Source organism: Pandoraea sp. ISTKB (genome assembly GCF_001721285.1).
Classification (GTDB): Bacteria; Pseudomonadota; Gammaproteobacteria; order Burkholderiales; family Burkholderiaceae; genus Pandoraea; species Pandoraea capi.
Genome location: NZ_MAOS01000061.1, coordinates 157,178 through 184,133 on the forward strand (window position 1 = coordinate 157,178; position 26,956 = coordinate 184,133).

General features: G+C 61.5%; 24 protein-coding genes. 18 read left to right on the plus strand and 6 right to left on the minus strand.

Annotated elements, in window-relative coordinates:
* The 8 genes from A9762_RS22435 (at position 1) to A9762_RS22470 (ending at position 8,198) form a co-directional block, all read left to right on the plus strand.
* Positions 1 to 735, plus strand: a complete 735-nt coding sequence (locus tag A9762_RS22435; protein WP_069344192.1) for an amino acid ABC transporter permease — start codon at positions 1 to 3, stop codon at positions 733 to 735.
* On the plus strand, positions 713 to 1,441 hold the full coding sequence (locus A9762_RS22440) for an amino acid ABC transporter ATP-binding protein (protein ID WP_069344193.1): 729 nt from the start codon (positions 713 to 715) through the stop codon (positions 1,439 to 1,441). The genes A9762_RS22435 and A9762_RS22440 overlap by 23 nt, the downstream gene beginning before the upstream one ends.
* 30 nt (positions 1,442 to 1,471) lie before the next feature.
* The gene (locus tag A9762_RS22445; RefSeq protein ID WP_083254193.1) at positions 1,472 to 2,866 is read left to right on the plus strand and encodes an amidase; all 1,395 of its coding nucleotides are present in this window, start codon (positions 1,472 to 1,474) and stop codon (positions 2,864 to 2,866) included.
* Between the two features lie 53 nt (positions 2,867 to 2,919).
* Positions 2,920 to 4,248, plus strand: a complete 1,329-nt coding sequence (locus tag A9762_RS22450) for an amidase family protein (RefSeq protein ID WP_069344194.1) — start codon at positions 2,920 to 2,922, stop codon at positions 4,246 to 4,248.
* 95 nt (positions 4,249 to 4,343) lie between these two features.
* Entirely contained in the window at positions 4,344 to 5,027 is a 684-nt protein-coding gene (locus A9762_RS22455; RefSeq protein WP_170836302.1) for an HAD family phosphatase, read from the plus strand.
* Positions 5,028 to 5,308: 281 nt separating this feature from the next.
* Positions 5,309 to 5,977, plus strand: coding sequence for an RraA family protein (locus A9762_RS22460; protein WP_069344195.1), 669 nt, complete (start codon positions 5,309 to 5,311; stop codon positions 5,975 to 5,977).
* 4 nt (positions 5,978 to 5,981) lie between these two features.
* Positions 5,982 to 6,938 carry a D-2-hydroxyacid dehydrogenase gene (locus A9762_RS22465; RefSeq protein WP_069344196.1) on the plus strand — a complete coding sequence of 319 codons (957 nt, stop codon included), beginning with the start codon at positions 5,982 to 5,984 and terminating at the stop codon, positions 6,936 to 6,938.
* 57 nt (positions 6,939 to 6,995) lie between these two features.
* Positions 6,996 to 8,198: a pyridoxal phosphate-dependent aminotransferase gene (locus tag A9762_RS22470; RefSeq protein ID WP_069344197.1), complete on the plus strand. Its 1,203-nt coding sequence runs from the start codon at positions 6,996 to 6,998 to the stop codon at positions 8,196 to 8,198.
* A 117-nt stretch (positions 8,199 to 8,315) separates the two neighbouring features.
* Here A9762_RS22470 and ppc read toward each other — a convergent pair whose 3' ends face one another.
* From ppc to A9762_RS22490, 4 genes are all read right to left on the minus strand, one after another.
* Positions 8,316 to 11,204 carry a phosphoenolpyruvate carboxylase gene (ppc, locus tag A9762_RS22475; RefSeq protein WP_069344198.1) on the minus strand — a complete coding sequence of 963 codons (2,889 nt, stop codon included), beginning with the start codon at positions 11,202 to 11,204 and terminating at the stop codon, positions 8,316 to 8,318.
* 19 nt (positions 11,205 to 11,223) lie between these two features.
* A complete protein-coding gene (locus tag A9762_RS22480) occupies positions 11,224 to 12,396 on the minus strand; it encodes a sugar diacid recognition domain-containing protein (protein WP_069344199.1) in 1,173 nt (390 codons plus the stop codon).
* A gap of 19 nt (positions 12,397 to 12,415) precedes the next feature.
* Positions 12,416 to 13,561 (minus strand): glycerate kinase, encoded by a 1,146-nt coding sequence (locus tag A9762_RS22485; protein WP_069344254.1) that lies wholly within the window; start codon positions 13,559 to 13,561, stop codon positions 12,416 to 12,418.
* A 165-nt stretch (positions 13,562 to 13,726) separates the two neighbouring features.
* The gene (locus A9762_RS22490; protein WP_069344200.1) at positions 13,727 to 14,668 is read right to left on the minus strand and encodes a LysR family transcriptional regulator; all 942 of its coding nucleotides are present in this window, start codon (positions 14,666 to 14,668) and stop codon (positions 13,727 to 13,729) included.
* Positions 14,669 to 14,920: 252 nt separating this feature from the next.
* On the opposite strand from A9762_RS22490, the gene A9762_RS22495 reads away from it, so the two are divergent.
* From A9762_RS22495 to A9762_RS22525, 7 genes are all read left to right on the plus strand, one after another.
* Positions 14,921 to 15,652 (plus strand): allophanate hydrolase subunit 1, encoded by a 732-nt coding sequence (locus A9762_RS22495; RefSeq protein WP_170836303.1) that lies wholly within the window; start codon positions 14,921 to 14,923, stop codon positions 15,650 to 15,652.
* A complete protein-coding gene (locus A9762_RS22500) occupies positions 15,649 to 16,638 on the plus strand; it encodes a biotin-dependent carboxyltransferase family protein (RefSeq protein WP_069344202.1) in 990 nt (329 codons plus the stop codon). The genes A9762_RS22495 and A9762_RS22500 overlap by 4 nt, the downstream gene beginning before the upstream one ends.
* Positions 16,639 to 16,718: 80 nt before the next feature.
* Positions 16,719 to 17,222, plus strand: a complete 504-nt coding sequence (gene accB / locus A9762_RS22505; RefSeq protein WP_069344203.1) for an acetyl-CoA carboxylase biotin carboxyl carrier protein — start codon at positions 16,719 to 16,721, stop codon at positions 17,220 to 17,222.
* Positions 17,215 to 18,579: an acetyl-CoA carboxylase biotin carboxylase subunit gene (gene accC / locus A9762_RS22510; protein WP_069344204.1), complete on the plus strand. Its 1,365-nt coding sequence runs from the start codon at positions 17,215 to 17,217 to the stop codon at positions 18,577 to 18,579. The genes accB and accC overlap by 8 nt, the downstream gene beginning before the upstream one ends.
* Entirely contained in the window at positions 18,576 to 18,989 is a 414-nt protein-coding gene (locus A9762_RS22515) for a hypothetical protein (RefSeq protein ID WP_069344205.1), read from the plus strand. Before accC ends, A9762_RS22515 begins: the two co-directional genes overlap by 4 nt.
* Before the next feature lie 141 nt (positions 18,990 to 19,130).
* A complete protein-coding gene (locus A9762_RS22520; protein WP_170836304.1) occupies positions 19,131 to 20,471 on the plus strand; it encodes an MFS transporter in 1,341 nt (446 codons plus the stop codon).
* 8 nt (positions 20,472 to 20,479) lie between these two features.
* Positions 20,480 to 21,247, plus strand: a complete 768-nt coding sequence (locus A9762_RS22525; RefSeq protein ID WP_069344206.1) for a LamB/YcsF family protein — start codon at positions 20,480 to 20,482, stop codon at positions 21,245 to 21,247.
* A 59-nt stretch (positions 21,248 to 21,306) separates the two neighbouring features.
* Here the strand turns inward: A9762_RS22525 and A9762_RS22530 are convergent, their stop codons facing one another.
* Positions 21,307 to 22,425 carry an agmatine/peptidylarginine deiminase gene (locus A9762_RS22530; RefSeq protein WP_069344207.1) on the minus strand — a complete coding sequence of 373 codons (1,119 nt, stop codon included), beginning with the start codon at positions 22,423 to 22,425 and terminating at the stop codon, positions 21,307 to 21,309.
* 198 nt (positions 22,426 to 22,623) lie between these two features.
* Here A9762_RS22530 and A9762_RS22535 point away from each other — a divergent pair, with 198 nt between their 5' ends.
* A complete protein-coding gene (locus A9762_RS22535) occupies positions 22,624 to 23,478 on the plus strand; it encodes a LysR family transcriptional regulator (RefSeq protein WP_240493675.1) in 855 nt (284 codons plus the stop codon).
* A 77-nt stretch (positions 23,479 to 23,555) separates the two neighbouring features.
* On the opposite strand, the gene A9762_RS22540 is transcribed toward A9762_RS22535, so the two are convergent.
* Entirely contained in the window at positions 23,556 to 24,911 is a 1,356-nt protein-coding gene (locus A9762_RS22540; protein WP_069344209.1) for an MFS transporter, read from the minus strand.
* A 176-nt stretch (positions 24,912 to 25,087) separates the two neighbouring features.
* On the opposite strand from A9762_RS22540, the gene A9762_RS22545 reads away from it, so the two are divergent.
* Together A9762_RS22545 and A9762_RS22550 are read left to right on the plus strand one after the other, a co-directional pair.
* Complete coding sequence (locus A9762_RS22545) at positions 25,088 to 26,107, plus strand: asparaginase (protein WP_069344256.1); 1,020 nt, start codon at positions 25,088 to 25,090, stop codon at positions 26,105 to 26,107.
* Positions 26,108 to 26,126: 19 nt separating this feature from the next.
* The gene (locus A9762_RS22550; protein ID WP_139133348.1) at positions 26,127 to 26,843 is read left to right on the plus strand and encodes a GntR family transcriptional regulator; all 717 of its coding nucleotides are present in this window, start codon (positions 26,127 to 26,129) and stop codon (positions 26,841 to 26,843) included.
* Positions 26,844 to 26,956: the final 113 nt, after the last annotated feature.

Genomic DNA, 26,956 nt, shown 5'->3' on the forward strand with positions numbered 1-26,956 from the left:
ATGTCGGAAATCGTGCACGAATATGGATTGCTGCTTCTCGTCGGGCAATTTCCAAATGGACCGCTTGGCGGGCTCGCGCTCACGCTGGTGCTTTCGGTATTGGGGCTTGCGCTGTCTTTCCCCTTAAGTATCGCGATCGCGCTATGCCGGTTGTCGCCTATCCGGGTGTTCTACGTCGCATCCACCGTACTGGTGTACGTGGTCCGTGGCGTTCCGCTGGTGATGTTCGTCTTCTGGGGGTACTTCCTCGTTCCCATTCTCGTCGGCCACAGCGTGACCGCCTTTACGGCAATGATTTGCACGCTGGTCGTTTATCAATCGGCCTACTTGTCCGAGGTGATTCGTGCGGGCATCGAAGCGCTTCCGAAAGGGCAGATGGAAGCGTCCCGGGCGCTGGGGCTCGGCTACTGGAGAACGTACGTCTGGGTGATTCTGCCGCAAGCGCTTTACAACATGGTGCCGAGCATCATCAGTCAACTGGTCTCGCTGATCAAGGAAACCTCGATTGGCTACGTGATCAGTGTGCAGGAGCTGACGTTCGAAGCGAACCAGGTCAACAACGCCCTGCTGACAAGGCCGTTCGAGGTGTTTCTGATTCTCGTCATTCTCTATTTTGTCGTCTGTTTCGTGCTCACGAAGTGCGCAAACTATCTGGAACGCAATGTAACGCGTAAGCGGTCGCCGAAGGCGGTAGTGCAAAGGAGCATTGAAAGTGATTCGATTTTCGAAGGTTAATAAGTGGTATGGCGAGTATCACGCGCTCGCCGACGTGAGTGCGGAAGTCCGGGCAGGAGAAGTCGTCGTCGTTTGCGGCCCGTCGGGTTCGGGCAAGTCGACCTTGATCCGCACGATCAACCGGCTTGAGGAAATCCAGTCGGGAACGATTCACGTCAATAACCAGGACATTCATGCGAAGAGCCTGAATATCAATGACTTCCGCTGCGGCATCGGCTTTGTGTTTCAGTCGTTCAACCTGTTTCCGCATCTGTCCGTGCTCGAAAACGTGTGCCTTGCACCCGTTCGGATTGCAGGGAAATCGACGGCGGACGCGAAAGATCAGGCCATGACGCTGCTTGCCCGCGTGGGGCTCGCCAACAAGGCCACGGCTTATCCGCATCAGTTGTCGGGCGGTCAACAGCAACGGGTGGCGATCGCCCGAGCGCTGGCGATGGAGCCGCCGATCATGTTGTTCGACGAGCCGACCAGCGCACTGGATCCTGAAATGGTGGGTGAAGTGCTGAGTGTCATGCGCTCGCTCGCGCGTGACGGCATGACGATGGTCTGCGTGACGCACGAAATGGGCTTTGCTCGTGAAGTGAGCGATCGTGTTTGGTTCATGGATAAAGGCGTCATCCTCGAAGAGAACTCTCCCGACGCGTTTTTCCGTGCGCCTCAGCACGCGAGAGCCAAAGCTTTCCTCTCGGATATCAGGGCGAGCTAGTCGTGACGAACCACACAGTACTTGCATCCAATGACCGGTAACCCGCTTCGCTTCCTGAGCGCTACGGAAGCTCAGAAATTGATGGCCGCCAAGGAATTGAGCGCGCTTGAGTATGTGGTGGCCTTGCTCGATGGCATTGCCGCCGAGAACAGCACGCTGTGCGCCTTTCTCGATGTCTACCGTGATGAGGCCATTGTCGCCGCGCGTCAGGCAGATGCCCGCATGGCGCGCGGTGAAGCGACAGGCGTGCTGCACGGGGTGCCGTTTGCCGTCAAGGATCTGATCGACGTCGAGGGCAAGCCGACCACGGCGCAGTCGAGCGTGTTGCGCAATCGCGTTGCGAGGCGGGATGCCGAGGTGGTTCGGCAACTGTGCGCTGCGGGCGGCATCCTGATAGGAAAGCTGAGCCTGGAGGAGTTTGGTATCGGTTCGCCGTCGGACACGCTGGCATGGCCGCCGGCGCGCAATCCGTGGGATATCGAACGCATTCCCGGCGGGTCGTCGAGCGGCTGCGGTGTCGCACTGGCCGCTGGACAGGTACCGCTGACGATCGGCTCCGATACGGCCGGCTCCGTCCGAAATCCCGCTGCGATGTGCGGTGTCATCGGACTGAAGCCCACGTACGAGCTGATCAGCCGGCAGGGCGTGTTTCCGCTGGCGCCGTCGCTGGATCACGTCGGACTGATGACACGAAGTGCCGAAGACTGTGCGCTGATGCTCGGTGCGCTCAAGCGTCGTCCCTTTGATGCCATCGCCGACGACGCTTCGGAACGCAAGCTGCTGCTGGGTTTGCGCGTCGGGGTGCTCTCGCATTTCTATCGCCGGGACATCGTCGCGGACGAAGCGACCCGTTCGGCGATTGCGCTTGCCGCCGATGAGATCGCTCGACTTGGCGCGAGACTGGAGGATGTCGATGCCGGGGATCTCGAATCGTTCCGGCAATGCGGTTCGACGCTGTTACGCGTCGAGGCCTATGCGGTTCATCGCGATTTTCTTGCGCAATCCCCTGAGCGCTACGGCGCGCGGTGTCGCGAGGTGCTGTTGAACGGTGCGTCGATCTCTGCGCAAGCGTATGTCGATGCGAAACGACAGCAGCTTGATCTCACCGATCGAATCGACCAGTTGCTGGAGACATCGGAGGTCTTGCTGACCGGCGTATCCGCACACCCAGCCGCGCGGTTCGATGATGAGGACGCCGTCAATCGACCGGCCAACCAGATGCGCGTGCCTTTCAACGTCACCGGACATCCGGCGCTGTCGTTCTGTGTCGGGTTCTCGCCCGATGGCCTGCCCATCGGAGCGCAACTGATCGGGCGACGCTACGAAGAGGAGAAGCTGCTCGCTGTCGCGGCGGCCTACCAACGCGTGACCGCATGGCATTTACGGCATCCGCGCATCGCATTGGGTCAACGTGATGACGTCTAACCGTAAGGTCGCGGCATGACACAGAACACTGGTATGCAGATGGGGATGACGCAATGACCAACAGCAACGCCCGCAATCCTTACAGCGCGCTCGTGAATTCGGCGCTGGATGCCGCATCGATGCACGGTACGGCGTTCACGCAAATCTACCGAGATACGGCAATGGCGCATGCCGCCGCCGTGGATGCCCGCTTCGCGGGCCGTGGTGCCGAGTGGCCGATGCCGCTGGCGGGCGTGCCCGTGACGATCAAGGACAACATCGATGTCGCGGGTGAGCCCACCGCGGCCGGTTCGCCTGCCGTGATGGAAGCGGCGTCTCCGGCCGCGACCGATGCTGACGTGGTGCGGCGCCTGCGCACGGCGGGCGCCATCATCCTCGGCAAAACGGCGATGTCGGAACTCGCATTGTCCTCGGTCGGCCTCATCGAGCAAACGCAACGTCTTCCCAATCCCCTCGATCCCCGACGTGTTCCCGGTGGATCGTCCTGCGGGGCGGCGGTGTCGGTGGCTGTCGGCGCGGCGTGGGCGGCGCTTGGCACCGACACCGGCGGGTCCGTGCAGATTCCTGCTGCGCTATGCGGGCTCGTCGGTTTCAAACCCAGCGCATCGCAGATTTCGCGTGACGGTGTCTTTCCTCTCTCGCAGCATCTCGATTCGGTTGGGGTGATCGCAAAGTCTGCGCGACGGTGTCGGATGGTCTACGACGTGATCGCGCAGCAGGCGCCGAAGCGTCTGCCCAATTCGATGCCGCGCCCGATCAAAGGGTTGAGGTTCGCCGTACCGAAGAACTATGTTCTGACGGACCTCGAACCTACGGTGGCAAAAGCTTTCGAGCAGACGCTGAGCCTCCTGTCGGCGCAGGGTGCCGTGCTGGAGGATATTCATCTGCCTGCGCTCGATCGCGTTCCTGATGTCTATCTGGGGGGCGGTTTCTCGATGGCCGAACTCTACGCACGGTTACGGTCGCGCGGAGCGCTGGCGAAGTCGTTGATTTCGTCGCGTGCCTTCTCGCGAATCGAGCAGGGTGGTGTGCTATTGGCCGCCGATATGATCGACAGGCTCGCGCTGCGTGCGTCACTTGTCGAGAGTGCGGCCAACCAGACACGCGATTGGGACGCGCTGTTGATGCCCACCTGCCCGATACCGGCACCGCTCATCAGCGCGGTCGCCGATGACGCCGGGTATGGTCATCACAACATGCTTCTGATGCGCAACACACGGGCCGCCAATGTGCTCGATCGTTGTGCCATTACGCTGCCGGCCGATCGCCGCGAAAGGTTACCCGTCGGCGTCACGCTCATGGGGCTTCACGGGCAGGATGAGGCGCTTCTGGAGATTGCTGAAGCGCTCGAGGGGCTTCTCCCCGGACGAGGCGCTTTGTAGTCGGTAACTCTCAAACCACGGAACGGCCGCTACCTGGGGGGATGGTCACCCTGGCGCCAGCGGCATTGCTTCCATCGTCGGTGCCGCACGCGTCCATGCCATCTCCCCCATCTTCCCAGCAAGGAATCTCCAAAGGCATTCTCTGGGACAACGACGGTGTCCTGTCGGACACCGAGCGCCTGTTCTATGAAGCCAATCGCGATGTGCTTGCCGAGCATGGCGTGGCGCTGAGCCGTGAGCGCTACGTCGACTGGTTTCTGGTGGCCAATCGCGGGGCATGGCACATGCTCAGCGAGAAGGGATACCCGGAGATGGCGCTGGCGAAGCTGCGCGCCGAGCGGAACCGGCGCTACACCGATGCCCTGTCGGCGGCCAACGGCCTCACGAGACCGGGCGTCGTGCCTTTGCTGGCGCGCATGAAAGGCCGGGCGCGCATGGCTATCGTGACCGCCTCCTTTCGTGAGCACCTTAGGCTGGCGCACGCACACGGCACTTTCTTTGAACACTTTGAAGCGATATTCACACGCGAGACGTCGGGCCGGCCCAAGCCGGCGCCGGACTGCTATCTGAAGGCGCTGGACGCACTGCAATTGACTCGCGACAGGTGTGTGGTGGTCGAAGACTCTCCCCGAGGCCTTGCGGCTGCCCGTGCGGCAGGGCTGGCGTGCATCGTCATCAGAAGTGAGCTACTGCACGACTATCCGTTCGTCGGCGCATCGGCCGTCGTTGACGACATGACGGCGCTGGAGCGCGCACTGGAAGCGTTTCTCGCTTCGTAGTCGGCTGCCGCATCAAGTAAAAGCCTCGAGCCAGAGCTTCAGATTGAAGCCTCAAATCCCCCTGCGATTCCCGTCTCAATTCATCGAATTAAGTGATCTTAAATTAGCTATTTAATTCGCTTTTTCTATATTTTCGCTTGTCTTAGAGTGACAACAAACGATTCAGGGGACCTGAGCCGCATCGCGTAGCCAAGCGTTCGCGAGGTGGTGTCTTCCCCGGTTCGTCCCAGTGGCGGTGCGTCAATTCGCACGTTTGTTCATCAATTCTAGGAAAGCAAAAAATGATCGGTCTTCAGATTCTGGAGCGTAAGCGCCAAGTGTCCTCATCGGTGGTGGAAGCCTTTCGCTCGGTTCCCGTTGCGAACGTCAGCGACTGCATGTGGCGCATGACCGCCGGCGGCGCTGGCCTGCGCCCGTATCACGATGGCACGGTGCTGGCGGGGCCGGCATTGACGGTCAAAGTGCGTCCGGGCGACAACCTGATGATTCACAAGGCGCTGCATCTCGCCAAGCCCGGCGACGTCATCGTGGTTGACGGCGGCGGCGATCTCACCAATTCGCTGATCGGCGAATTGATGGTCACGACCGCCATCAAGCGCGGGATCGCTGGCTTTGTGATGAACGGCGCCATCCGCGATGTCGATGCGATCAAGGCAGGCTCGTTCCCGGTCTACGCCGCCGGTGTCAGTCACCGTGGTCCGTACAAGGACGGCCCGGGCGAAATCAACGTGCCGATTTCCCTGAATGGCATGGTGATCAATCCCGGCGACCTGATTCTGGGCGACGCCGACGGCTTGCTGAGCGTGCCGTTCGAAGCCACCGAAGAGATTCTGGAAGCAGCGCGCAAGAAGTCGGCGGCCGAGAAGGTGACCTTCAAGGAAATCGACGACGGGACGCTGGACATCACCTGGATCGAAGCCGCTCTCGCGCGTCTGGGCTACAAGGGCTGACGGCATGAAGATTGTGTTTTTGGACCGCGGCACGCTGTCTGCCCAAACCGTCTTCCGCGCGCCGGCGTTTGCGCATGAGTTGATCACCTACGATCAGACAACGCCTGAGCAGGTCTCAGCCCGTATCGCTGATGCCGACATCGTCGTGCTGAACAAGGTGAAGCTGCCCCGCGACGTGATCGCCGATGCAAAGAAACTCCGTATGGTGGCGGTGGCGGCCACGGGCTACGACAACGTCGACGTTGCCGCCTGCAAGGCGCAGGGCATCGTTGTCAGCAATATCCGCAACTACGCCGTCAATACGGTTCCCGAGCATACCTTTGCGTTGATTTTCGCGCTGCGCCGGAGCATCTGCGCGTATCAGGATGCGGTGCGCGCCGGTCGTTGGCAGGCATCGGGCCAGTTCTGCTTCTTCGATTTCCCCATCAAGGACCTGGCGGGGTCGACACTCGGCGTGATCGGTGACGGCGTACTCGGCCAGGCGGTGGCGAACATGGGGCGCGCGCTCGGCATGCGGGTCATCTTCGCAGGCTACAAGGGCTATGCGAATCAGGGGTCTCTCTACGTGCCGTTCGAGAAAGCGTTGGCAGAGGCCGATATTCTGACGTTGCACTGTCCGTTGATGCCGGAGACCCGCAACATGATTGGTGCAACGGAGTTCGCGCTGATGAAGCGTCGTCCGTTGTTGATCAATACGGCGAGAGGTGGGTTGGTCGACGAGGCTGCCGTGGGCTCGGCGCTGGAGGCGGGGCAGATTTCCGGTGCGGCCTTCGACGTCGTGGCGACAGAGCCGCCGTCGCAGGATCACCCGTTCATGAAACTCGTGAATCGAAGCAACTTCCTCCTGACGCCGCACGTTGCATGGGCCAGCGATGAAGCGGTGCAAGGCCTGACGGATCAACTGGTCGACAACATCGAAGCGTTCGTTCGCGGCGAGCCCCGGAACCTCGTCGGGAGTTGAGTCGCATCCGCCAAAAAAGGCCTCTGGCCAAAATTCATTAGCGCTCCTTTTTCTATCATGGCATTCATCTCCGACTCTCTGTCCCGTATCAAGCCGTCCGCCACCATCGCGATTTCCGACAAAGCGCGCGATCTGGCCGCGCAGGGCCGCAACATCATTGCCCTGAGCGCCGGTCAGCCGGATTTCGATACCCCGGACAACATCAAGCAAGCGGCCTACGATGCGATTCGCCGCGGTGAAACCAAGTACACGTCCGTGCTGGGCATCACCGAGCTTCGCGAAGCGATCGTCGCCAAGTTCAAGCGTGAAAATCATCTCGACTACAAGGTCGCACAAACGATCGTCTCCAGTGGCGGCAAGCAGGTCATTGCCAACGCCCTGATGGCGACCGTCAATCCCGGCGATGAAGTCATCATCCCGGCACCTTACTGGGTCTCATATCCGGAGCTGGTGTCGCTGTGCGGCGGCATTCCCGTGTTTGTGACGACGTCCATCGAAAGCCACTTCAAGCTGCGTCCGGAAGATCTGGAAAAGGCCATTACGCCGCGCACGAAATGGTTGCTTTTCAATTCGCCCTCGAACCCGAGTGGTGCGGCCTATACCGAAGACGAATTGAAGGCGCTCATGGAAGTGGTGAAGCGTCATCCGCACGTCTGGATTCTGACCGACGACATCTACGAGCATCTGGTCTACGACGGTTTCAAGTACACCACGCCCGCGCAAATCGCCCCTGAGCTGTACGACCGTACGCTCACGATGAACGGCGTTTCCAAAGCCTATGCGATGACGGGATGGCGAATCGGTTATGCGGCCGGCCCGGTCGAGCTGATCAATGCCATGGAGAAAATCCAGGGGCAGACCACCTCCGGCGCGAGTTCGGTGTCGCAGTGGGCGGCCGTCGAGGCGTTGAATGGTCCGCAGGACTACATCCACAACAGTCGAACGGTCTTCCAGACGCGTCGCAATATGGTCGTTTCCATGCTGAACGACGCGCAGGGGCTCGACTGTCCGATGCCTGACGGCGCGTTCTACGTTTTCCCTTCGCTGGCCCGTCTGATCGGCAAGTCCACCGAAGGCGGCAAGCGTATCGACAGCGATGAGACTTTCGTCTCCGAGTTGCTGCAGTCCGAAGGGGTTGCGCTGGTGCACGGTTCGGCCTTTGGTCTGGGGCCTGGCTTCCGTCTTTCGTACGCAGACGACACCGAACGCCTGCGCGACGCGTGCACGCGTGTTCAACGCTTCTGCGCCAGCCTGCGGTAATTACGTCGCGTATCACGGCATTTTTTCTTCGCCGGATAGCATCAAAAAAGGGCTGCGACACATTGGTGTCGCAGCCCTTTCTCCTTTCGTATCAGTGTTTATGTGCTTATCCGCTTCTTATCCGCTATTGCGCAAGCCTGCGGCGACGCCATTGATCGTGAGGTGGATCCCTCGCTGCACACGATCTTCCGGTGCTTCCCCTTCTGCCAACGCCGTCCGGTGACGCTTGAGCAGCTCGACCTGCAAATGGTTCAACGGGTCGAGGTAAGCGAAACGGTTCTTGATCGATCTGGCGAGCACGGGGTTGGTCGCAAGCCGCTCGCGGTTGCCGGTAATGGTCGCCAGCATCTCACAGGTCCGATCGTGCTCATCAGCAAAACGACTGAAGATCGCGTTGCGCAGTTCGCGTTCAGGCACCAGGCTGGCGTAGCGCGATGCGACGGCGAGATCGGTCTTTGCCAGGACCATGTCCATATTGGACAGAAGGGCACCGAAGAAAGGCCAGTCCCGGCTCATCGAACGTAGCGTATCGAGCCGTTGCGACCTATCCGATGCGTCGGCCGCATTCGCGAGCCAATCCGAGACGGCACTGCCGAAGCCATACCAGCCGGGGAGCAAGAGGCGGCACTGTCCCCACGAGAATCCCCATGGAATGGCGCGCAGGTCTTCGATACGACGAGACGCCTTTCTCGAGGCGGGGCGGGAGCCGATGTTCAACTGCGCAATCTCGGCAATCGGCGTCGCGGCAAAGAAATAGTCGGTAAATCCCGGGGTGTCGTAGACGAGGTTCCGGTAGGTGCGGTATGCCCGTTCGGAGAGCTCATCCATCACCGCCTCGTAGCGCGCGACGGCTTGTGGCGGTTGGCTTTCCTGAGTGGGCGGCATCAGACTGGCTTCCAGGGTGGCCGATACCAGCAATTCCAGATTGCGTCGCCCGATGTCCGGGTTGGAGAACTTGGACGCGATGATTTCCCCTTGCTCCGTCACACGGATCTGGCCGTTCACGGTTCCCGGAGGCTGCGCCAGAATGGCCTGATAGCTCGGTCCGCCGCCACGTCCGACGGTGCCGCCGCGACCGTGAAAGAGACGAAGCGTGACGCCAACCTCGTTGAACAGGGCAACCAGTTCGTTTTCCGCCTTGTACAGCTCCCAGTTGGAGGTCAGGAAGCCACCGTCCTTGTTGGAGTCGGAGTAACCCAGCATCACCTCTTGCAGCTTGTCCTGTTTGGCGATGAGCGGTGCAATCTGCGAAAGCGTCAGCCATTGGCGCATGATGCTGGCGGCGCAGCGCAAGTCCGGAATCGTCTCGAACAGGGGGACGACCATCAGGTCAAGCGCCGTCAGCCGATTGCCATCGGTGTGAAGCAGCCCCGCTTCTTTCTGGAGCAGGAGGACTTCGAGAAGATCCGACAGCGTTTCCGTGTGCGAGATGATGTAGTTGCGGACGGCACGCTTGCCGTAACGATGGCGAATGTCACGGGCGGCATGCAGGACACCCAGTTCCGAGTGGGTCTCGTCCGTGTACTCCATGAACGGCGAAAACAACAGCCGCGGTTTGGCCAGTTCGGAGAGCAGCAGATCGATCTTGCCGGCTTCGGTCAGGCTGGCGTAGTCGCTCTCCACCCGGGCCTTGGACAACAGCTCGCTCAGAACACGCTCATGGATATCTGAGCTCTGGCGCATATCCAGCGTCGCCAGATGGAAACCGAAGATCTCCGAGGCGCGTTTCAGACTTGCCAGACGTGGCTTGACCAGCGCGGCGCCGTGATTGGCGTGTAGCGACGCGACGAGGGTGCTGAGGTCGTCGCTGAATTCCGCTGAGGTGCCGTAGGGCGCGGCAGTCCCGACTTCCTGACGAAGGATGTCGTTTGCGCCGAGCGAACGTGCGGTGGCGGCCAACCGGGCATAGATGCCGATCAAGGCACGCCGATAGGGTTCGTCGGCGCGATGTTCGGAGCGGTCTGGAGATTGCGTCGCCAACGCCATCAGGTCCGGACTCGCATCGACCATCAGGCTGGAGAGGGGAAGTTCGGCGCCCAACGCATGAATTTCTTCGAGGTAGTAGTCGAATAGCGTTGCCGACTGACGCGCCAGCGCGTGTCGCATGGTGCTGGCGTTGACATTCGGATTGCCGTCGCGGTCTCCGCCAATCCAGCTGCCCATCTGCAAATATGAGGCGGGTGCGTCCAGTGGATCATGGACCGTATCTTCGGCGGGGAACCGGGTTTCGATCTCGGTGGCGACGTCGTCATAGAGGGCGGGCAGTTCGCTCAGGAACGTGATTCGGTAGTACGACAGCGCATTCTCGATTTCGTCGGCTACCGTCAACTTTGTGAAGCGAAGCATGCGTGTCTGCCAGAGCGTCGCAATGCGCGCCCGCAGCCGCTCGGTATTGCGGCGCAGCTCGCTGGATGTCATCGGCAGGTCGCGCGCGGCGACAAGGCGAGCGACTTCGCGTTCTGCATCCAGAATGCTCTTGCGCTGGACCTCCGTGGGATGGGCGGTCAGCACCGGGGAAATCAACGAGGTCTGCAAGAACTGCCGAATCTGGGGGCCGGATACGCCGGCCTCGTCGAGGCGCGACAACGCATGGGCCACGCTGCCCGGCTGGGCAGGCGCGCTCGTCAGGAGGTGGGCGCGGCGTTGACGGTTGTGATGCTGATCCTCCGCGATATTGGCCAGGTGCGAGAAATACGAAAAGGCGCGCACTACGGCGTTGGTTTCATCGCGGCTCAGCTTTTTCAGCAGCTTGTCGAGCGTATCGCCGGCGATCGGGTCCGACTCGCGACGAAATCGAACGGCTGTCTGGCGAATGTTTTCGACGACATCGAAGACTTGCTGACCTTCCTGTTCAAGCACGACCTCGCCGAGCAACCTGCCGAGGAGCCGGATATCTTCCTTGAGCGGTTCGTCATGGTCGCTGGAACGAACGGGCGACTTGTCGGATGCGCCGGTCTCGGGCGTGAGCCCGCGGGCTTTGCGGTTGCTGGGGGTGGAATTTGCCATGAGAGTAGAAGCTAGGGGATTAGAGACAATCGAGCTGCAAGGCGAGGTACAGCAGGATGTAGTCTTTCGTGCATGAGAGGGTCAGGCCGCTCAGTTCCTCGATTCGCCGCAGCCGCTTGTCGAGCGTATTTCTGTGGATACCCAGTTCGGCGGATGTTTCATTGGCCTGGCGCGCGTGGCGGTACCAGACGTTGAGCGTTTCCAGCAGTTCTCCGCCGGAGCGGTCACGCGCCTTGAGCTGCTCAAGCGGTCGGAGAATCTCCCGGGCCTGCCATGTGCCGTCCCACGATGACAGCGCCGAGAAGAGTCGATGGTCATAGAACGAAAAGCACCGTTCGTGAGAATGGGTGACGCTTGCTGTCCCTGCACGGAGGGTCGCCCGCGCGCTCTTCCATGAATGATTGAACGCAGTAATGCCTGTCAGGCCTACGCCAATCGCGACTTTGAACGGGAGCTGGCATGCCGAGTCGAGAAGACTCTCAACGGTGCAGAGCTTCTCTTTGGCGAGGTCTGCGACGTCACGCTGATCAACTGCCGTTGTTGCCGTCCGGTCCAGAATGACGAGTTCTCGCTGTGAAATTCTGGCCGACAGGCTGTCTGGAAAGCGTTGACTCAGTTTCGATTGCGCATTGGCTGCGGCGTCGATCAGGTCATTGAGCGGTGCTTGGGGCGAGGCGAATTCGCACAGGATGACAAACCAGAACGCCGAGAAATCGACGCCGAACCGATTGGCCATGTTCTCCAGTTCGGTCTCGGAGAATGACTGCTGCGCGTTGATGAGATGAAGCACCAGGTCTTCGCGGTGCCGGTGATTTCGCTGGAGTTCGACGGTCAGCATTTCCCGCTCGAGGATCATCTGCGCAAGCACCTGTATCAGCTTTCCATACTGGCGGACCTCGTCGGGATTTCCCGTCAGCCCGATGGCGCCCCAGATCTCGCCATTCACGACGAGCGGCATATTGACGCCAGGCTTCACCTTCGGCGTTCGCATGGCCATTGCGGCATCGACTTCCCAGTCACTGCCGTTGCTCAAGGCGATTTGCGCCCCACGGTGCAGTGAGCCGATTCGGCTCAGGTCGGAGCTGGCGAGAATGGACCCCGTTTCATCCATCACGTTGACGTCGAATGGGAGAACGCGTGTGGCCTCGGCAACAATTTGTTCTGCCAGCCGGCTATCGATTTGACGTCTCATGGCGTATCCGGCCGATGGCTCAGGCCAACGTCCGGCCAATGCGGATTGCCGCCGCAATGTTCTTGGCGCTGGCTTGCAGGTTGCGATAGGCGTGGCGCATGGCGTCTTCGACGGTACAGGGTGCGCGCACGGCGCCGAAGACCGCATCGATACCGGCGTCATACAGGAGTTCATCGTCGTGGCTCACCGAGCCGCCCAGCGCGATGACGGGCACACGATGCTGGCGAGCGATGCGTGTCACGCCGGCGGGCGCTTTGCCGCGAACCGTCTGGCTGTCGATACGACCTTCACCCGTGATGACCAGCGACGCGCCGTCAATGGCGGTTTCCAGACGACAGGCCTCTGCGATGATGTCGGTGCCTGCGCGCAGCCGCGCCCCGAATACGGCACTTAGCGTGGCTCCCATGCCACCGGCGGCGCCGCCACCCGGGACGGCGGCAAGCCCGGACTTCACGCCGAGGTCTCGCTCCAGCACCTTGGCAAAGTGCTCAAGTGCGTTGTCCAGCAACGCGACGTGTTCGGGCGTTGCGCCTTTCTGAGGACCGAAGACGGCAGACGCGCCGTGCTCGCCGCAAAGCGGATTGTCGACGTCACATGCCAGTTCGATCGCACACTCGCGCAAGCGCGGATCCAGTCGGGAAACATCGATATGCGCGACGGCGCCAAGACTCGCACCGCCGGGGGCCACGTCGTCGCCATTGTCATCGAGCAGGCGAGCGCCCAGCGCGCAGAGGATGCCGTGTCCGGCATCGTTCGTCGCACTGCCCCCCAGTCCAATCACGAAGCGGCGTAAGCCTGCATTCAGGGCCGCCAGCATCAGTTCGCCTGTGCCACGGCTCGACGTCACCAGCGGATTGCGCTCGGCGGACGTCAGGAGCGCGAGGCCGCTGGCTGCCGCGACTTCGATCAGGGCAACGCCGTCCGGCGTGACACCGTATTGCGCGTCGACCCAACGCCCCAGCGGGTCGGACACCCGTTCGCTCCGGTACTCGCCACCCAGCGCATGCACCAAGGTGGCAACGGTGCCTTCTCCTCCATCCGCGATGGGCACCAGGACAAATTCCGCGTGAGGAAAGATGGCCGAGAATCCAGCTTGAATGGCGTTTGCGGCTTCGGTTGCGCGAAGGCTTTCCTTGAACGAATCAGGTGCGATGACGACTTTCACGGCGAGGGCTTTCAATGAAGAAATCGGAATTCGATTGAAAGAGAGAATAGGGGGGCGCCGCTATCTCGCCTATGGGCAAATGCACACTGTTGCCGGAATTAAATTCATATGAGGTGGGCGAAAGCCTGATGTATCGCGTTCGCGCGAGGCGCAGATCTCATGGCATCAAGGCTGACGTTTCATACCCGGCTTCTGCGTTGTGAGGTGCCCCTGAAAGGCATTGGAGAAGTCGCAGCATTCCTGCACAAGCTTCAATACCGAGGAAACGAAGCTGCTCTTGCGCTCGGCGCGATATAGCGCGACATAGTTGATGTCGGGCAGTTTTGGCGTGGTCTGGATGATCTCGAGCACGCCGTTGTCGATGAGCGAGCTGAACGGGAGGTAGGGGAGATAACTGATCCCCATGCCTGCAGCGGTCAGGCCAACGAGCGCCACCATGCTGGTGCAACTCATGGCGCGATTCGGGAACTGGCAGTGAGAGCGAATCCACCGGTCGTAGATGATGCCCGTACCGGATTGGCTTCCCTGCGTCAGGATGGTGTACGGCGCCAGCTCGTGAAGGCGAAGGGGCTTCTTTTGTTCGGCCACCAGTCCCGGTTTGGCAACCCAGACGTTCTTGACGCTTGCCAGCGGCATGGCGATCGTGCCGTGATCGGCGAACGCATCGGGGACGATGATGGTGTCCATCTCATCGTTGAGAAGCTTCTCCATCAACTGGGCGCTATTGTCGACATCGGGCTCGATGACCACGCGCGGGTAATGCTGGTTTATCGACTGGACCAACTTCGGAAGCCATGTCATGGCGGTGAGTTCGGTCACGCCGATGCGAAGCCGTCGCTCGATGACTTCGGGTTTGCTGAATTGCTCCACGGCCTCGTCTCGCTGCTCCAGCAGACGCCGCGCAATCATCATCATTTCCTCGCCCTTCTCATTGAGGCGAGCCTGCCGTAGCTCCCGGTCGAACAGCGGCGTATCGAAAGTCTCTTCCAGTTCCTGGATGCGTTTGGAAATGGCGGATTGCGTGGTATTCAGCCTGCGGGCCGCCTGCGAGAAACCGCCAAGCGTGCCAATCCAGTAAAGCGCTTCAAGCTGTTTGAACGAAAACATCGGTCGTCCCTTTCGGAGGTATTTCTGTAGACGATACGCGAAAAAGCGTCTGAATAACATTCATAATTTAGATGTGTATGGATCGTTAAATATCGCTTTTTTTGTGATTTTCGACGACCTATGATTTGCAAAACGCCAGCTGCCGTGGCGGGGACTCACATGCAATTGATGAAGACGTGAATTCGCCCGGCGACCTGTCACGAGAAGAAAGAAGCGATGCCAGGGCATCGAGTGAGTCGAGATTTGAAGGTTATGACGTTACCGAAAAAAACTACAGGAGACATGGCGCCACCTCCATGGACAAGTCGTCTGGATAACGGCTCGGTGCCGGTTTCGATGGCAGGGGTCGGCGGCTTGCTGCTGAATCCTTCAAACGGAACGTTCGACATCGTCATTCAGGAGCGCCTCCTGGACCTCGCCGCGACGCTTCGCGACAAGGCAAATATTGCGCGAGGTGTTCGTCAAACCATCCTCGGGGTGAACAACCTCCTGTTGAAATTCGACCCGCTGGTCCTGCACCCGAACGCGGCCTGCGAGATGTTGCTCGGCCTTTGGGCGAAGTCATCGCCCAGAGGGGCGAAGGGGAAGACGTTTGAGTTTCAGGTGGATTACGGCGCAGAGCAGGGGCCTGACCTGATCCCGGTGGCGGAGCAGTTGGGGATGAGCGTTGCCAACGTGGTAAAGCTGCACAGCGAGGCGAACTATCGGGTCGCCGCAGTCGGGTCGATGCCCGGGTATGCCTACATGGTAGGGCTGCCGCCTGAGCTGACACTGAAACGGCGAGACGTTCCGCGAGTGAGCTTGCCGAAGGGCTCGGTCATCATCGCCGGCGTTCAGGCTTCCGTCTTTCCCATGGCGGGACCGTGCGGCTGGCACGCACTCGGTCAAACCACCGCGACGTTGTTCGACCCCCATTCGAGCCATCCGTGCCTGCTTGCGCCGGGCGATGTCGTGCGCTTCAAAGTCGGAAAGGTGAACGCATGATCGAGGTGATGAGTAGCGGCGCGTTGAATCTCGTCGTGGACAAAGGCCGTGAAGACGCGGTGCCGCTGGGCGTGAGCGTCGGTGGGGCCATGGATACCCTCGCGCTGAGTATTGCGAATCTGATGGTCGGCAATGCCGAGGATTGCGCAGGCATTGAAGTCACCATGTATCCCTTCCGGCTCCGATTCGAGGAGGACCGACTGGTCGCCGTTACCGGCGCCTTCGCCAACGTTCTGGTCGGGGACAAACGACTTCCGCCGTACTGGAGCCACTGGGTTCGGGCGGGCGAAGTGCTGACGATCGAACCGCCACAGTCCGGCGCCAGAAGTTACGTGGCGATTGCCGGTGGTGTCGATACGCCTCAGGTGCTGGGTTCGCGTTCCACCGATATTCGGGCGGGCTTCGGCGGTGTCGATGGACGCGGCCTGAAGCGTGGCGACAGGCTGGCGATCGGCAATGATCAGGTGAGCCCGCGACGCAAGCCGCAACGCCGGGGTGGCTTCGGTGTCGCGCCTGACGTTATCACCGATTACTTCGCCAGTTTGTCGAGCAATGTCATCGAGTTGCGTTGCGTGCCGGCTTCCGAGGTGCTGCTGTTTCAGGACGCTGCGCTGGAGACGTTCACGAGCACCGAATATGCGATTCAACCTGAATCGAACCGCATGGGTTATCGACTGGGGGGCCAAAGCCTGCCATTGCGGGCGCCCGTCGAACTGCTTTCCTACGGCGTAGTCCCCGGAACCGTTCAGGTGCCGCCGTCAGGGCAGCCGATCATTCAATTGGCTGACGGCAATACCTGCGGCGGATATCCCAAGATCGCAACCGTCATCGAGTCGGATTTGTGGCGCCTGGCACAGGCCCGCGCGGGTGTTGGCCTGCGCTTCAGATTCCTGACGTTAGACGACGCCATGGCGGCGCTATCGGAGCACAGCCGGGTGGTGCGCCAACTGAAGCACAGCATTGAACTGATGGCGGTGCGCGTTTGACGCGTCGTTTCACGATTGAGCGGCCCTGAGCGGGGCGCGTGCATAGACGGAATCAAGGAAATAACGTGTCTGAAACAAGCATGTCACAGCGATTGGAAGACATTCGGAAGCTCGCTGAAGTCTTCAGCAAAACGAATCTGGCCGAAATGGAAATGGAGGCGCAGGGATTCTCGCTGAAGCTCAAGCGCGGCGCGCCGGACGCCGGGACGACAGGCCAGCCGGGCGTCATGACAAGCGCATTGCCTGCCGCGGCTGGCTCGCCGGAAGCGGTCGTAGCGTCTGTCGCTCCCGTGGCATCCGCTGCCTCCGCTGCTTCCACGCGGCGTGATGCGTCGGTAAAAATCGTCAGGAGCGGGATGAATGGCAATTTCTTCCGCGCATCGGCGCCGGGCGAGGCGCCGTTTGTCCAGACGGGCGACAGGATCGACGTCGGTCAGAAGCTCTGCGTGATCGAAGCGATGAAGATGCTCAACGAGGTCGACAGCGACTGGTCCGGCACCGTCAAGGAAATTCTGGGAGAGGACGGCAGTGTCGTGATTGTCGGCACGCCGCTATTCGTCATCGAGGTGAACAGCGATGTTTGACACGATTCTCATCGCGAATCGTGGCGAGATTGCCTTACGCATTCAGCGCGCCGCCAGCCATCTCGGCCTCAAGACCGTTGCCGTTTTTTCTGAAGCCGACGCCACACTGCCGCACGTCAAGCTGGCAGACGAAGCGATTTGCATCGGACCGGCGTCTGCGCAAGCGAGCTATCTGAATCCGCACGAGATTCTGATGGCCGCGAGGCTCACCGGGGCACAGGCCATTCATCCCGGGTACGGATTCCTGGCGGAGAACGCCGATTTTGCCGAAATGATCGAAAGGCACGGACTCACGTTCATTGGGCCGACGTCCAGCGCCATTCGCTGCATGGGCGACAAGGTTCGCGCCAAGCAGGCCATGCGCATGGCCTGCGTTCCCTGTGTACCGGGCTCGGAGGGCGAACTGCCCGAGGCCGCAGACGAGATTCTCCGCATTGGCGCTCAGGTGGGATACCCGCTCATCGTGAAGGCAGCAGGGGGTGGTGGCGGGAAAGGCATGCGCGTGGTGACGACCGAGGCGGATCTGGTCGAGTCGGTGGCGCTGACCCGACAAGAGGCGCAACGCTCGTTCAATAACGCGGCGGTCTACATGGAGCGCTTCTTGCAGCACCCGCGCCACGTGGAAATTCAGGTGCTGGCCGACAACTACGGCAAGGCCATCTGGCTAGGTGCGCGGGACTGCTCGTTGCAACGCCGTCATCAGAAAGTCCTTGAAGAATCGCCTGCCCCGAAGATCGATGCGCGCGCGATTGCGGCGATCGGTGAGCGCTGTGTCGAGGCTTGTCGGCAGATCGGGTATCGCGGTGCGGGGACCTTCGAATTTCTCTACGAAGACGGGGAATTCTTCTTCATCGAGATGAACACCCGTGTGCAGGTCGAGCACCCGGTCACCGAGATGGTCACAGGCGTGGACATCGTGGCCGAGCAGATCCGGATAGCGATGGGCATTCCTTTGTCCATCGACCAGGAAGACGTGACGTTTACCGGTCATGCCATCGAATGCCGGATCAACGCCGAGAACGCGTGGAACTTCATGCCTTCACCCGGAACCGTGACGACCTGGCTACCGCCCGGCGGCCCTGGAATTCGCGTCGATTCGCATCTGTTTGCCGGCTACGCCGTTCCGCCGAACTACGACTCTCTCGTCGCGAAGGTGATCGCTTATGGCAAGGACCGGGAGCAAGCCATGTCGCGTATGCGTCAGGCGCTGAGTGAGATGGTGATCGAGGGCATCGATACGAACATCGGTCTTCACCGGGAAGTGCTGAAGCTGGACGGCGTGGTCGACGGCGGTTTCAACATCCATTTCCTTGAACAGTGGCTGGCGGGTCGCAGTCAGCGAGGAGCGCAGCAATGAACGTCGACTTCGCAATCGAATTGATGCGTTGGTTCTCGACTGCCGAGCCGACAGCACTCGACTACCAGGACCCGGGCATTCGCCTGGTACTGAAGAAGGACGCAGTGCCAGTCGCGCGAGTCGAGACAGGACAGCCGCAAGCGACATCGGTCGCACCTGATGTGCCGGCCTTCAAGGCCCCGGCCACCGGGCGCTTTCTGCACAAGCATCCCATGGATGGCATCCCGTTAGCGGTGACGGGGCGCAAGGTCGCGCTCGGGGAAGTCATTGGCTACCTGCAGATCGGCGACGCCTTGAGTGCCGTCGAAGCCCCGTTTGCCGCAGAGGTGGCGGACGTCAGGATGCGCGACGGCACGGTAGCCGAATTCGGCGAGGTGCTGATGTCTGTCGCCGCGAGCCGATCGCTGTAGTGGCTCGTGACTTGCGGCGACACATCTGCGCGTGGATCGACGTCGGGCAATGACTTTGCTGGCCGATGCCGATCGACTACGGGGGAGGGGACTCGCATGGCGAATGCGACCGTAGTGAAAAATCGATATGAAGGGGAGTGTATGGAAACGTCTGCAGTAGGTACTCAAGAATCGCCGTCGGCGCATGCCGGCACCGGCGCAGCGGCCGGCGGCGAGAAGCTGTCGCCCTGGCGGGTGTCCATCATCGCGTCCATGGGGTCCGCCGTCGAATACTTCGACTTCGCGCTCTATGGCGTGTTGGCGGTGATGATGAGCGGTCACTTTTTCCCGACGACGGACGGGCTGGATGCCTTGCTGGGAACGCTCGGTATTTTCGCCAGCGCATTTTTCGTTCGTCCGCTGGGCGGCGTCTTTTTTGGCTGGCTGGGGGATCGGTTCGGCCGCAAGAAAACGCTGCTGACCACGGTGTTGGGGATGGGGGCCGCCAGCGCCTGTGTCGGCCTGCTTCCCACGTACAGCACCGCAGGTATCTGGGCGCCAATCCTGCTGCTGGTGTGTCGCGTGACCCAGGGTTTCTTCGCGGGGGGCGAAGTCAGTGGGGCCGTGACCTACATTGCGGAAGTGGCGCCGGCAAACCGCCGGGGCATGTTCGGTTCGTTCAACCCGGCCGGCGTGGGTATCGGTACCGGTAGTGCGGCGTTGGTGGCCGGGATTGTCGGCCTCATCCTCGGTGCCGACGACATGCGCGAATGGGGCTGGCGCATTCCTTTTCTGCTGTGCTTCCCGCTGATTCTGCTGACGGTGTGGGCGCGTCAGCATCTGGAGGAATCGCCGAAGTTCAAGGGCGCCCAGAAAGGCCATGAACCCGTCAAGGCACCGCTTAGCGACGTGCTCTCGAACCATGGGAAATCGTTGTTCTGTGTCGTCGTCATCGCCACTGCGCAGAACGCCTGTGCCTACCTGGGGCTCGTCTATTTCAACATCCATCTGACCAAGGTGATGCACTACCCCAGTCAGGTGGTGTATTGGCTGATGGCGGCGGGGCCCATTCTGTCTGCGCTGCTGATGCCGTTCTTCGGCCGCCTGTCCGATTCGGTGGGGCGCCGCCCCGTGCTGATTGCCGGCTACATCGCCTACGTCATCTTCACGCCGCTCGCACTCTGGATGACGTCGCAAGGCGACTTCAACATGGCCATTGCCGCGGTGTTGCTCGTGTTCTTTGCCTTCGCTATGGTGCAGGCCGTGGGCTACCCGTTGTATGGGGAAATGTTCCCGACGCACGTGCGCTACACAGGCGTATCCGTGGGCTTTAATATCGGTGCCATTCTCGGGGGCGCGTCGACCCCCTACGTGTCTACCTGGCTGGTTCAGCAGACGGGCGACAAAACTTCGCCGGCTTATTTCGTCATGGCAACCGCAGTGTGCGCACTGATTGTGTTCTTCACCATGCGCGAGACGGCACGAGAAAACCTCGAAGACTAAGGTCCACTATGAAGACGATCGATATCAATTCCGATATGGGGGAGGGCTTCGGCTCGTACACCATCGGTTCCGACATGGAGATGTTGTCCATTGCGTCCACTGCCAATATGGCGTGCGGCTTGCACGCCGGGGATCCGCTGATCATGGCGTCGCTGTGCGCCGCGGCAAAGGCGCGTAACGTTGCCGTTGGCGCGCACCCCGGCTATCCCGATCTCGTCGGCTTCGGCCGTCGTCATATGGACATGAGCCCGACTGAGCTGGAGGCGTATCTCGTCTATCAGATCGGGGCGGCCGATGCGATGGCCAAGGCCGCCGGACATCGCCTGACCCACGTCAAGGCGCATGGCGCGATGGGACATCTCGTGGCCGACGATGAAGCCTCGGCGGAGATTTTCATCAAGGCCATTCGCAAGCTGAACCCGGAACTCATTCTTTCCGCCATGGCCGCGACACCGTTGTGGCACGTGGGCATGCAAAGCGGCCTGCGTGTGATCTCCGAAATCTATGCCGACCGTGCCTATACCGATGACTTCAAACTGAAGTCGCGGAAATTGCCGGGTGCCGTCATCCACGACGCTGAACAGTCGGCAAAGCATGTGCTTGCGATGGTGACCGAAGGTTGCATCATCGCGGAGAGCGGCAAGCGACTAAAGGTCGATATCGACACGGTTTGCGTTCACGGCGATAGCCCCAACGCCATCGGTATGGCCGGTGCGGTTCGCGCGGCGCTGGAAGGCATCGGTTACAAAATCGCGCCGTACGCGGATATCAGCTAAGCCGTAGGGGGCACAAGCGTAGCGCGCATTGCCGCTGACGATGGGGGGCGCTGTGCCCCTCAAGCCGGCTGTTGCTGTGTGGTGCAGTGAATTCCGCCGCCCCCGCCTGCAATGCCGTCGATATTGAGCTGGACGATTTCCCGTTTGGGAAACAGGTCCCGCAAGGTGTCCCGAGTGCTGTTATCCGTCTCGCGATCGCCGAATTGCGGGGCGATGACGGCACCGTTGCACACATAAAAGTTGACATACCCGGCGGCGAATTCGTCCGACTCATACGTGTTGCGCACGCTGTCGGGGCCGGGCAGAACGACCACTTGCAGTGGGCGTCCGGCGGCATCGGTCGCGTGACGCAGGATGTCGAGATGACGCTTCGTGACGGCATGATCGTAAGACGACGTGTCGTTATCCAGATGCGCGATCACCACGCCCGGACGGACGAATCTCGCATAGAAGTCGGTATGGCCATCGGTGATGTCCTTCCCGGCGATCCCCGGCAACCAGATGATCTTGCGCAGCCCGAGCAAGCGCATTAACTCGGCTTCGCAAGCTGTCTTGCTGAGTCCCGGATTGCGATTGCGGTTCAGCACGCAACTCTCCGTGATGATCGCGGTGCCGTCTCCATCGACCTCGATGCCGCCGCCTTCGAGCACCAGACGCGTTGTCAGTCGGCGCACACCGGCCTTTCCCGTAACGAACCTGGCGACTTCGGCATCGTCCTCGCACGTCTGCTTGCCGCCCCAGCCGTTGAAGTTGAAGTCGATCCCGGCCAGTTCGCCCCGACGAGTGCGTACGAAGACGGGGCCGGTGTCGCGCATCCAGAGATCGTCGATGGGCTGGACGATCAGGTTCACCTTGTTGCCGCACATGCGGTGCGCGACGTCGTAGTCGTCTTCCCGAACCAGCATGTTGACGGGTTCGAAACTGCCGATGGCTTGCGCGATGCGGGCCAGTCCTTCCTGCGCCGCGCGCTGAAGGCGGCGCCCCCATACGTCTTCGCTCGGACCGAATGCCATCCATGTTGCGGCATGACGCTCGCCTTCGTCCGGCATGGTCCATTCGGACGACGATGTCCCGGCGGCGAACGCAGCACCCGTCAGTCCGCTACCCAAAGCGCTCGCGAGCATCGTCGCCCCGGATACCGTCAGTCCTGTTTTCATAAACCCTCGCCGTGTCGGCATGACCTGATTCTCTTGATGATGTTGCGCACGATGACGCCATGAAGTGACCGCGTGTGCGTCGGCGGGTCAGGCAGTTCACGCAGTTTGAGGCACATCATCGATAAATTAAAACGAGATGTTTTGCTATTATCGATCAACTTTTCTCATATCTCGGGGCGTGCGATGCATCGTCAGCGAATTCCCTCCCTGAAATTGCTCATGGGTTTCGAAGCGGCGGCGCGCCACGGCAATTTCTCGCGTGCGGCGGACGAATTGCACGTCAGCCAGTCGGCGATCAGTCATCAGGTGCAGCAACTGGAGGAGGAGATCGGGCAGCCGTTGTTCCGGCGCGTGGGGCGTGGTGTCGAGTTGACGGTGGCGGGGGAGGTGTTGCAGCGTAGCGTGCAGCGCTCGGTGGATACGTTGCGCAGCGGGCTGGGGCGCATTGCCACGTATCTGGACCCCGGACTGGTAGTCATCGTGGGACCGGCGCAGGTGTTGCACGGCTGGCTGAGCCCGCGTCTCGACGATCTGCTGGCCCGTATTCCATCGCTATGCCCGATGCTGTCGACGGACGAATCGGCGCGTTTCATCGACGAGATGGACATTGATATCGCCATCAGCGACCGTCCGCTTCAGCAAACCGGGTTGACGCAGACGCCATGGCTGCAAGACGAGTGGGTGATCGTGGCCGAGGCGACGTTGGCGGATCGCCTGACGCGCGTGCCGCTGTCAGCGCATGCGCAGGCGACATCGTTGCTCTGTCTCGAAGAGAGCTTCACGCGCGACGACACGGCATCGCTGTTTCGGGAGCGGCTGGCGTCGTTTCGCAAGCATACGATCTACGACGACGAGCGCTTGCTGCTCGACGCGGCGCTACGGGGCCGGGGCATCGCATGCATTTCACGATTGCTGGCCGATGAGGCGCTGCGACAAGGGCGTCTGTGTCGGCTCGACGGTTATCCGAGCCTCGAAGGCCGCACATGGTGGATCTCCCGCGTCGCCGGAGAACTGCGCTCGCCGGCGGTCAAGGAAGTCTTCGATTGGTTGACGCTCGAAGCGCGAGGCGTCTAGCGTATTCATGGGTGAAATGCCGGCGGCATTCGATCCTGCCACCGGCATTGTCCGGGACTCGCGCCCCACGATAGCTGTCAGACCGCCACTGTCTTACCGTCAGGGCGTCCGAGCTTCGGTCCGACGCCGGGTTTCACCTGCAACATCGCGAAGACGCCGATTGCCGTCGCGACCGCCGTGGCGATGAACATTGACGAGTAGCCGTACTTCGCCGACAGAATGCCCGCCAGGGTCGGTGCGAGCACGGATGCAATGTTCGCGATGAAGTGCATCAGGCCGCTGAACGTACCCACCCGCGACGGCGCCGTGTCGATCACGACGGCCCAGTACACCGAGTTCGGCAGCGCATTGAGCGCATTGCCCAGCGTCATCAGGGCGATCACGGCCCACACGCTCTGCGCTTGCGACACCAGCAGGAAACACAGCGTCGTGCACGTCAGCGACGCGGCGGCGAACCAGCTGCGCGCGATCACCAGTTTGCCGGTCTTGCGGTACAGCCAGTCGGAGATGCGCCCGCCGAGCAGCACCGTCACGCACGCCCCCGTCCACGGAATCATGCCGATGTACCACAGCGACGACAGCGTGAAATGGAACTCGTCCGCGAGGTACTTCGGTGTCCAGGTCAGCAACATGAAGTTGACGTAGATGAACGCGAAATACCCGATCGAGTTGAACACCAGCGTCTTGCTCTTGAAGAAGCTCCACCACGGCATTTCGCTGGCCGCAGCAGCGGACGACGACGGCTGCGCCGGGCGTCCCGCCTGAATCAGCGCGACCTCGGCCGCATTCACGCGGGGATTGTCTTCCGGACGATTCGTGTAGACGCGGGCAAACAGTGCGATCAGCACGAAGCCGGCCACGCCGAGCACCACATACATCGTGCGCCAGCTATCGGTGAGCAGCAGCAGACCAACCGCCACCGGGGCCGTGAGCAGCGCGCCCAGCGGCGTGCTCAGCAGCCCGATCGACACCGCGAAACCGCGCTCGGACGGCGACGCCCACGCCGACATCGTCTTGTTGATGATGGAGTACGCCGGTCCTTCGGCGAAGCCGAACAGCACGCGAATCGTGGCGAAGCCCGTGAGCGCCGAGCCGCCGAAGACCGCCACGCCGATGTCGCCCGCCCAGATCATCGCGATGGCAAAGGCCGACCACGCGATACCGGCGATCACCCATACCTTCTTTGCGCCGAGCCGGTCGGCCAGCGCACCGCCGAACAGTGCGCCGAACATATAGCCGTAGCCGAAATAGCCGAGCACGGCCCCCCATCCCGCCCGATCGAAGCCGTATTCCGCCGTGATCTGGGCGGCCGAGTACGAAATCGCGCCCCGGTCGATGTAGTTCACGAGGGCGATCACGACAATGAGTGCGAATACCGCGAACCGGTATCGGGTCGCCCCGGCGGCCGGATGGCCCACAGTGGTTGGTTGCATGACATCTCCTGATATGGGTTTTCTCTGGGGGAGCGCCGCGAAGCGCACAATGCCCTTCGCAAACGATTGTCGATTATATATAATGCACAATGCATAGCAACCGAAATTAAAATCACCTCCACTCACCTGATCCCTCTGCCATGATCGACTCGTCTTCCACGCCCGCCACGCCTGCCATGCCCACAATCCCTGCTTCGCTTCCGACGGTCGCCGTCGCCTCGCTCGGCGGCACGATCAGCATGACGCCCTCCGATGCGGCCGGTGGTGTCGTCCCGACGCTCGATGCCACGCAACTCGCCCGCTCGGTACCGGGCCTGGCCGAGGTGGCGGTCATCCGCACGACATCGTTGCGTCAGTTGCCGAGTGCCTCGCTGGGCTACGACGATCTGATGGCGGCGCTGGCGTGGGCCGAGCAGGAGATCGAGGCGGGGGCGAGCGGTGTCGTGCTCACGCAGGGCACCGATACGCTGGAGGAGACGGCCTTTCTGCTGGATCTGTTCTGGAAGTCACCGGCACCGCTGATCGTGACCGGGGCGATGCGCGCGCCGCAGGCGGCCGGTGCCGACGGTCCTGCCAACTTGCTGGCGGCGGTGCGTACGGCCTGTCATCCGGACAGTGCCGGTCGCGGCGTACTCGTGGTGATGAACGACACGGTGCATTACGCACGCTGGGTCAGCAAGAGCGATGCGCTTGCCGTGCAGGCGTTCGCGTCGCTCGACGGGGGTGTCGCGGCGCGCCTCGTCGAAGGGCGTCCCACGTATTTTCATGGCGCCGCCATGCGCGCGCAGCCGTTGCCCCGACCCGTGCGGGCGTGGCCGAAAGTCGCGCTGGTGACGGCCGTCCTCGGCGATGACGGCGAACTGGCGGAGATGGCGGTCGAGGGCGGTTACGAGGCGCTCGTGGTTGCCGCACAGGGGGCGGGGCACGTCTCGTTCGGCTTCGCGCAGCGCATCGGCACGCTGACGTCGCGGGTGCCGGTGGTGATCGCCAGTCGTGCGGCAAGCGGCTCGACGGCGTCGCAAACGTACGGCTACGTCGGTTCGGAAATCGATCTCGCGCGACGTGGCGCCCATCTGTCGGGCTGGTTGTCGCCGCTGAAGACGCGACTGCTCGTGACGGCGCTTCTGGCCTCGGGCACGGCGGCTGGTGACCTTGGAGAGGCGCTGGCAAATTGGAGTAAACTCACGCGTCGATAAATCCTCACACGGCCTTCCTTTGAAAAGCACGTCCTCCGCATCCGGCGCCGTCGGCTCGTCTGCCACTTCGGGCCGCCGCCGACTCACCGCGTATCAATATGCCATCGAGACCTTGCGCACCGAGATTCTGCAAGGTCGTCTGAAGGCGGGGGACCGGTTGCGTCAGGACGATCTCGCGCGCCGTCTCGACATGTCGACGACGCCCGTGCGCGAAGCCTTGCGCACGCTGGTCTCCGAAGGGCTGGTGTTTTTCGATGTGCATCGCGGTGCCGTGGTGCGCGGTCTCACGATCGACGACGTCAACGAGATCTACCGCTTGCGCATGACGCTGGAGCCGATGATGGCCGAGCAGGCGATGGCGACGATGCGCGAGGAAGATATCGCGCACGCGCAAGCGCTGCATGCCGAGATGCTGGCGACGACGGACGTCGTCAAGTGGACCGAACTGAATCAGGCGTTTCACGCGGCGCTGTGGGCGTCGCAGGACAACTCCCGTCTCGCGCATCTGATCAAGACATTGCGCGATGCGTCCGGGCCTTACATCGCCTTGTCGCTCTACATGCGGCCCGTGCACGTGGACGTGAGCAATCGTGAGCACGAGACCATGCTCGACGAGTACCGCACGCGCGACGTTGCAGCAGCCCGCAAGCACACGCAGGCGCATCTCGACGCGACGCTGCGCATCATCGTTCAGGCCATCGAGCAGACCGAAGCCGAAGCGGCGGCGAACGACTGACGGACATGTCTGCTGGCATGGCATGGCATGGCATTGCGCTGTGCCGGTGGACTTCTCATCTACCGCATTCCCTTGCCTTCCCGGCATATCCCTTTGCACACCATATGTTTTGC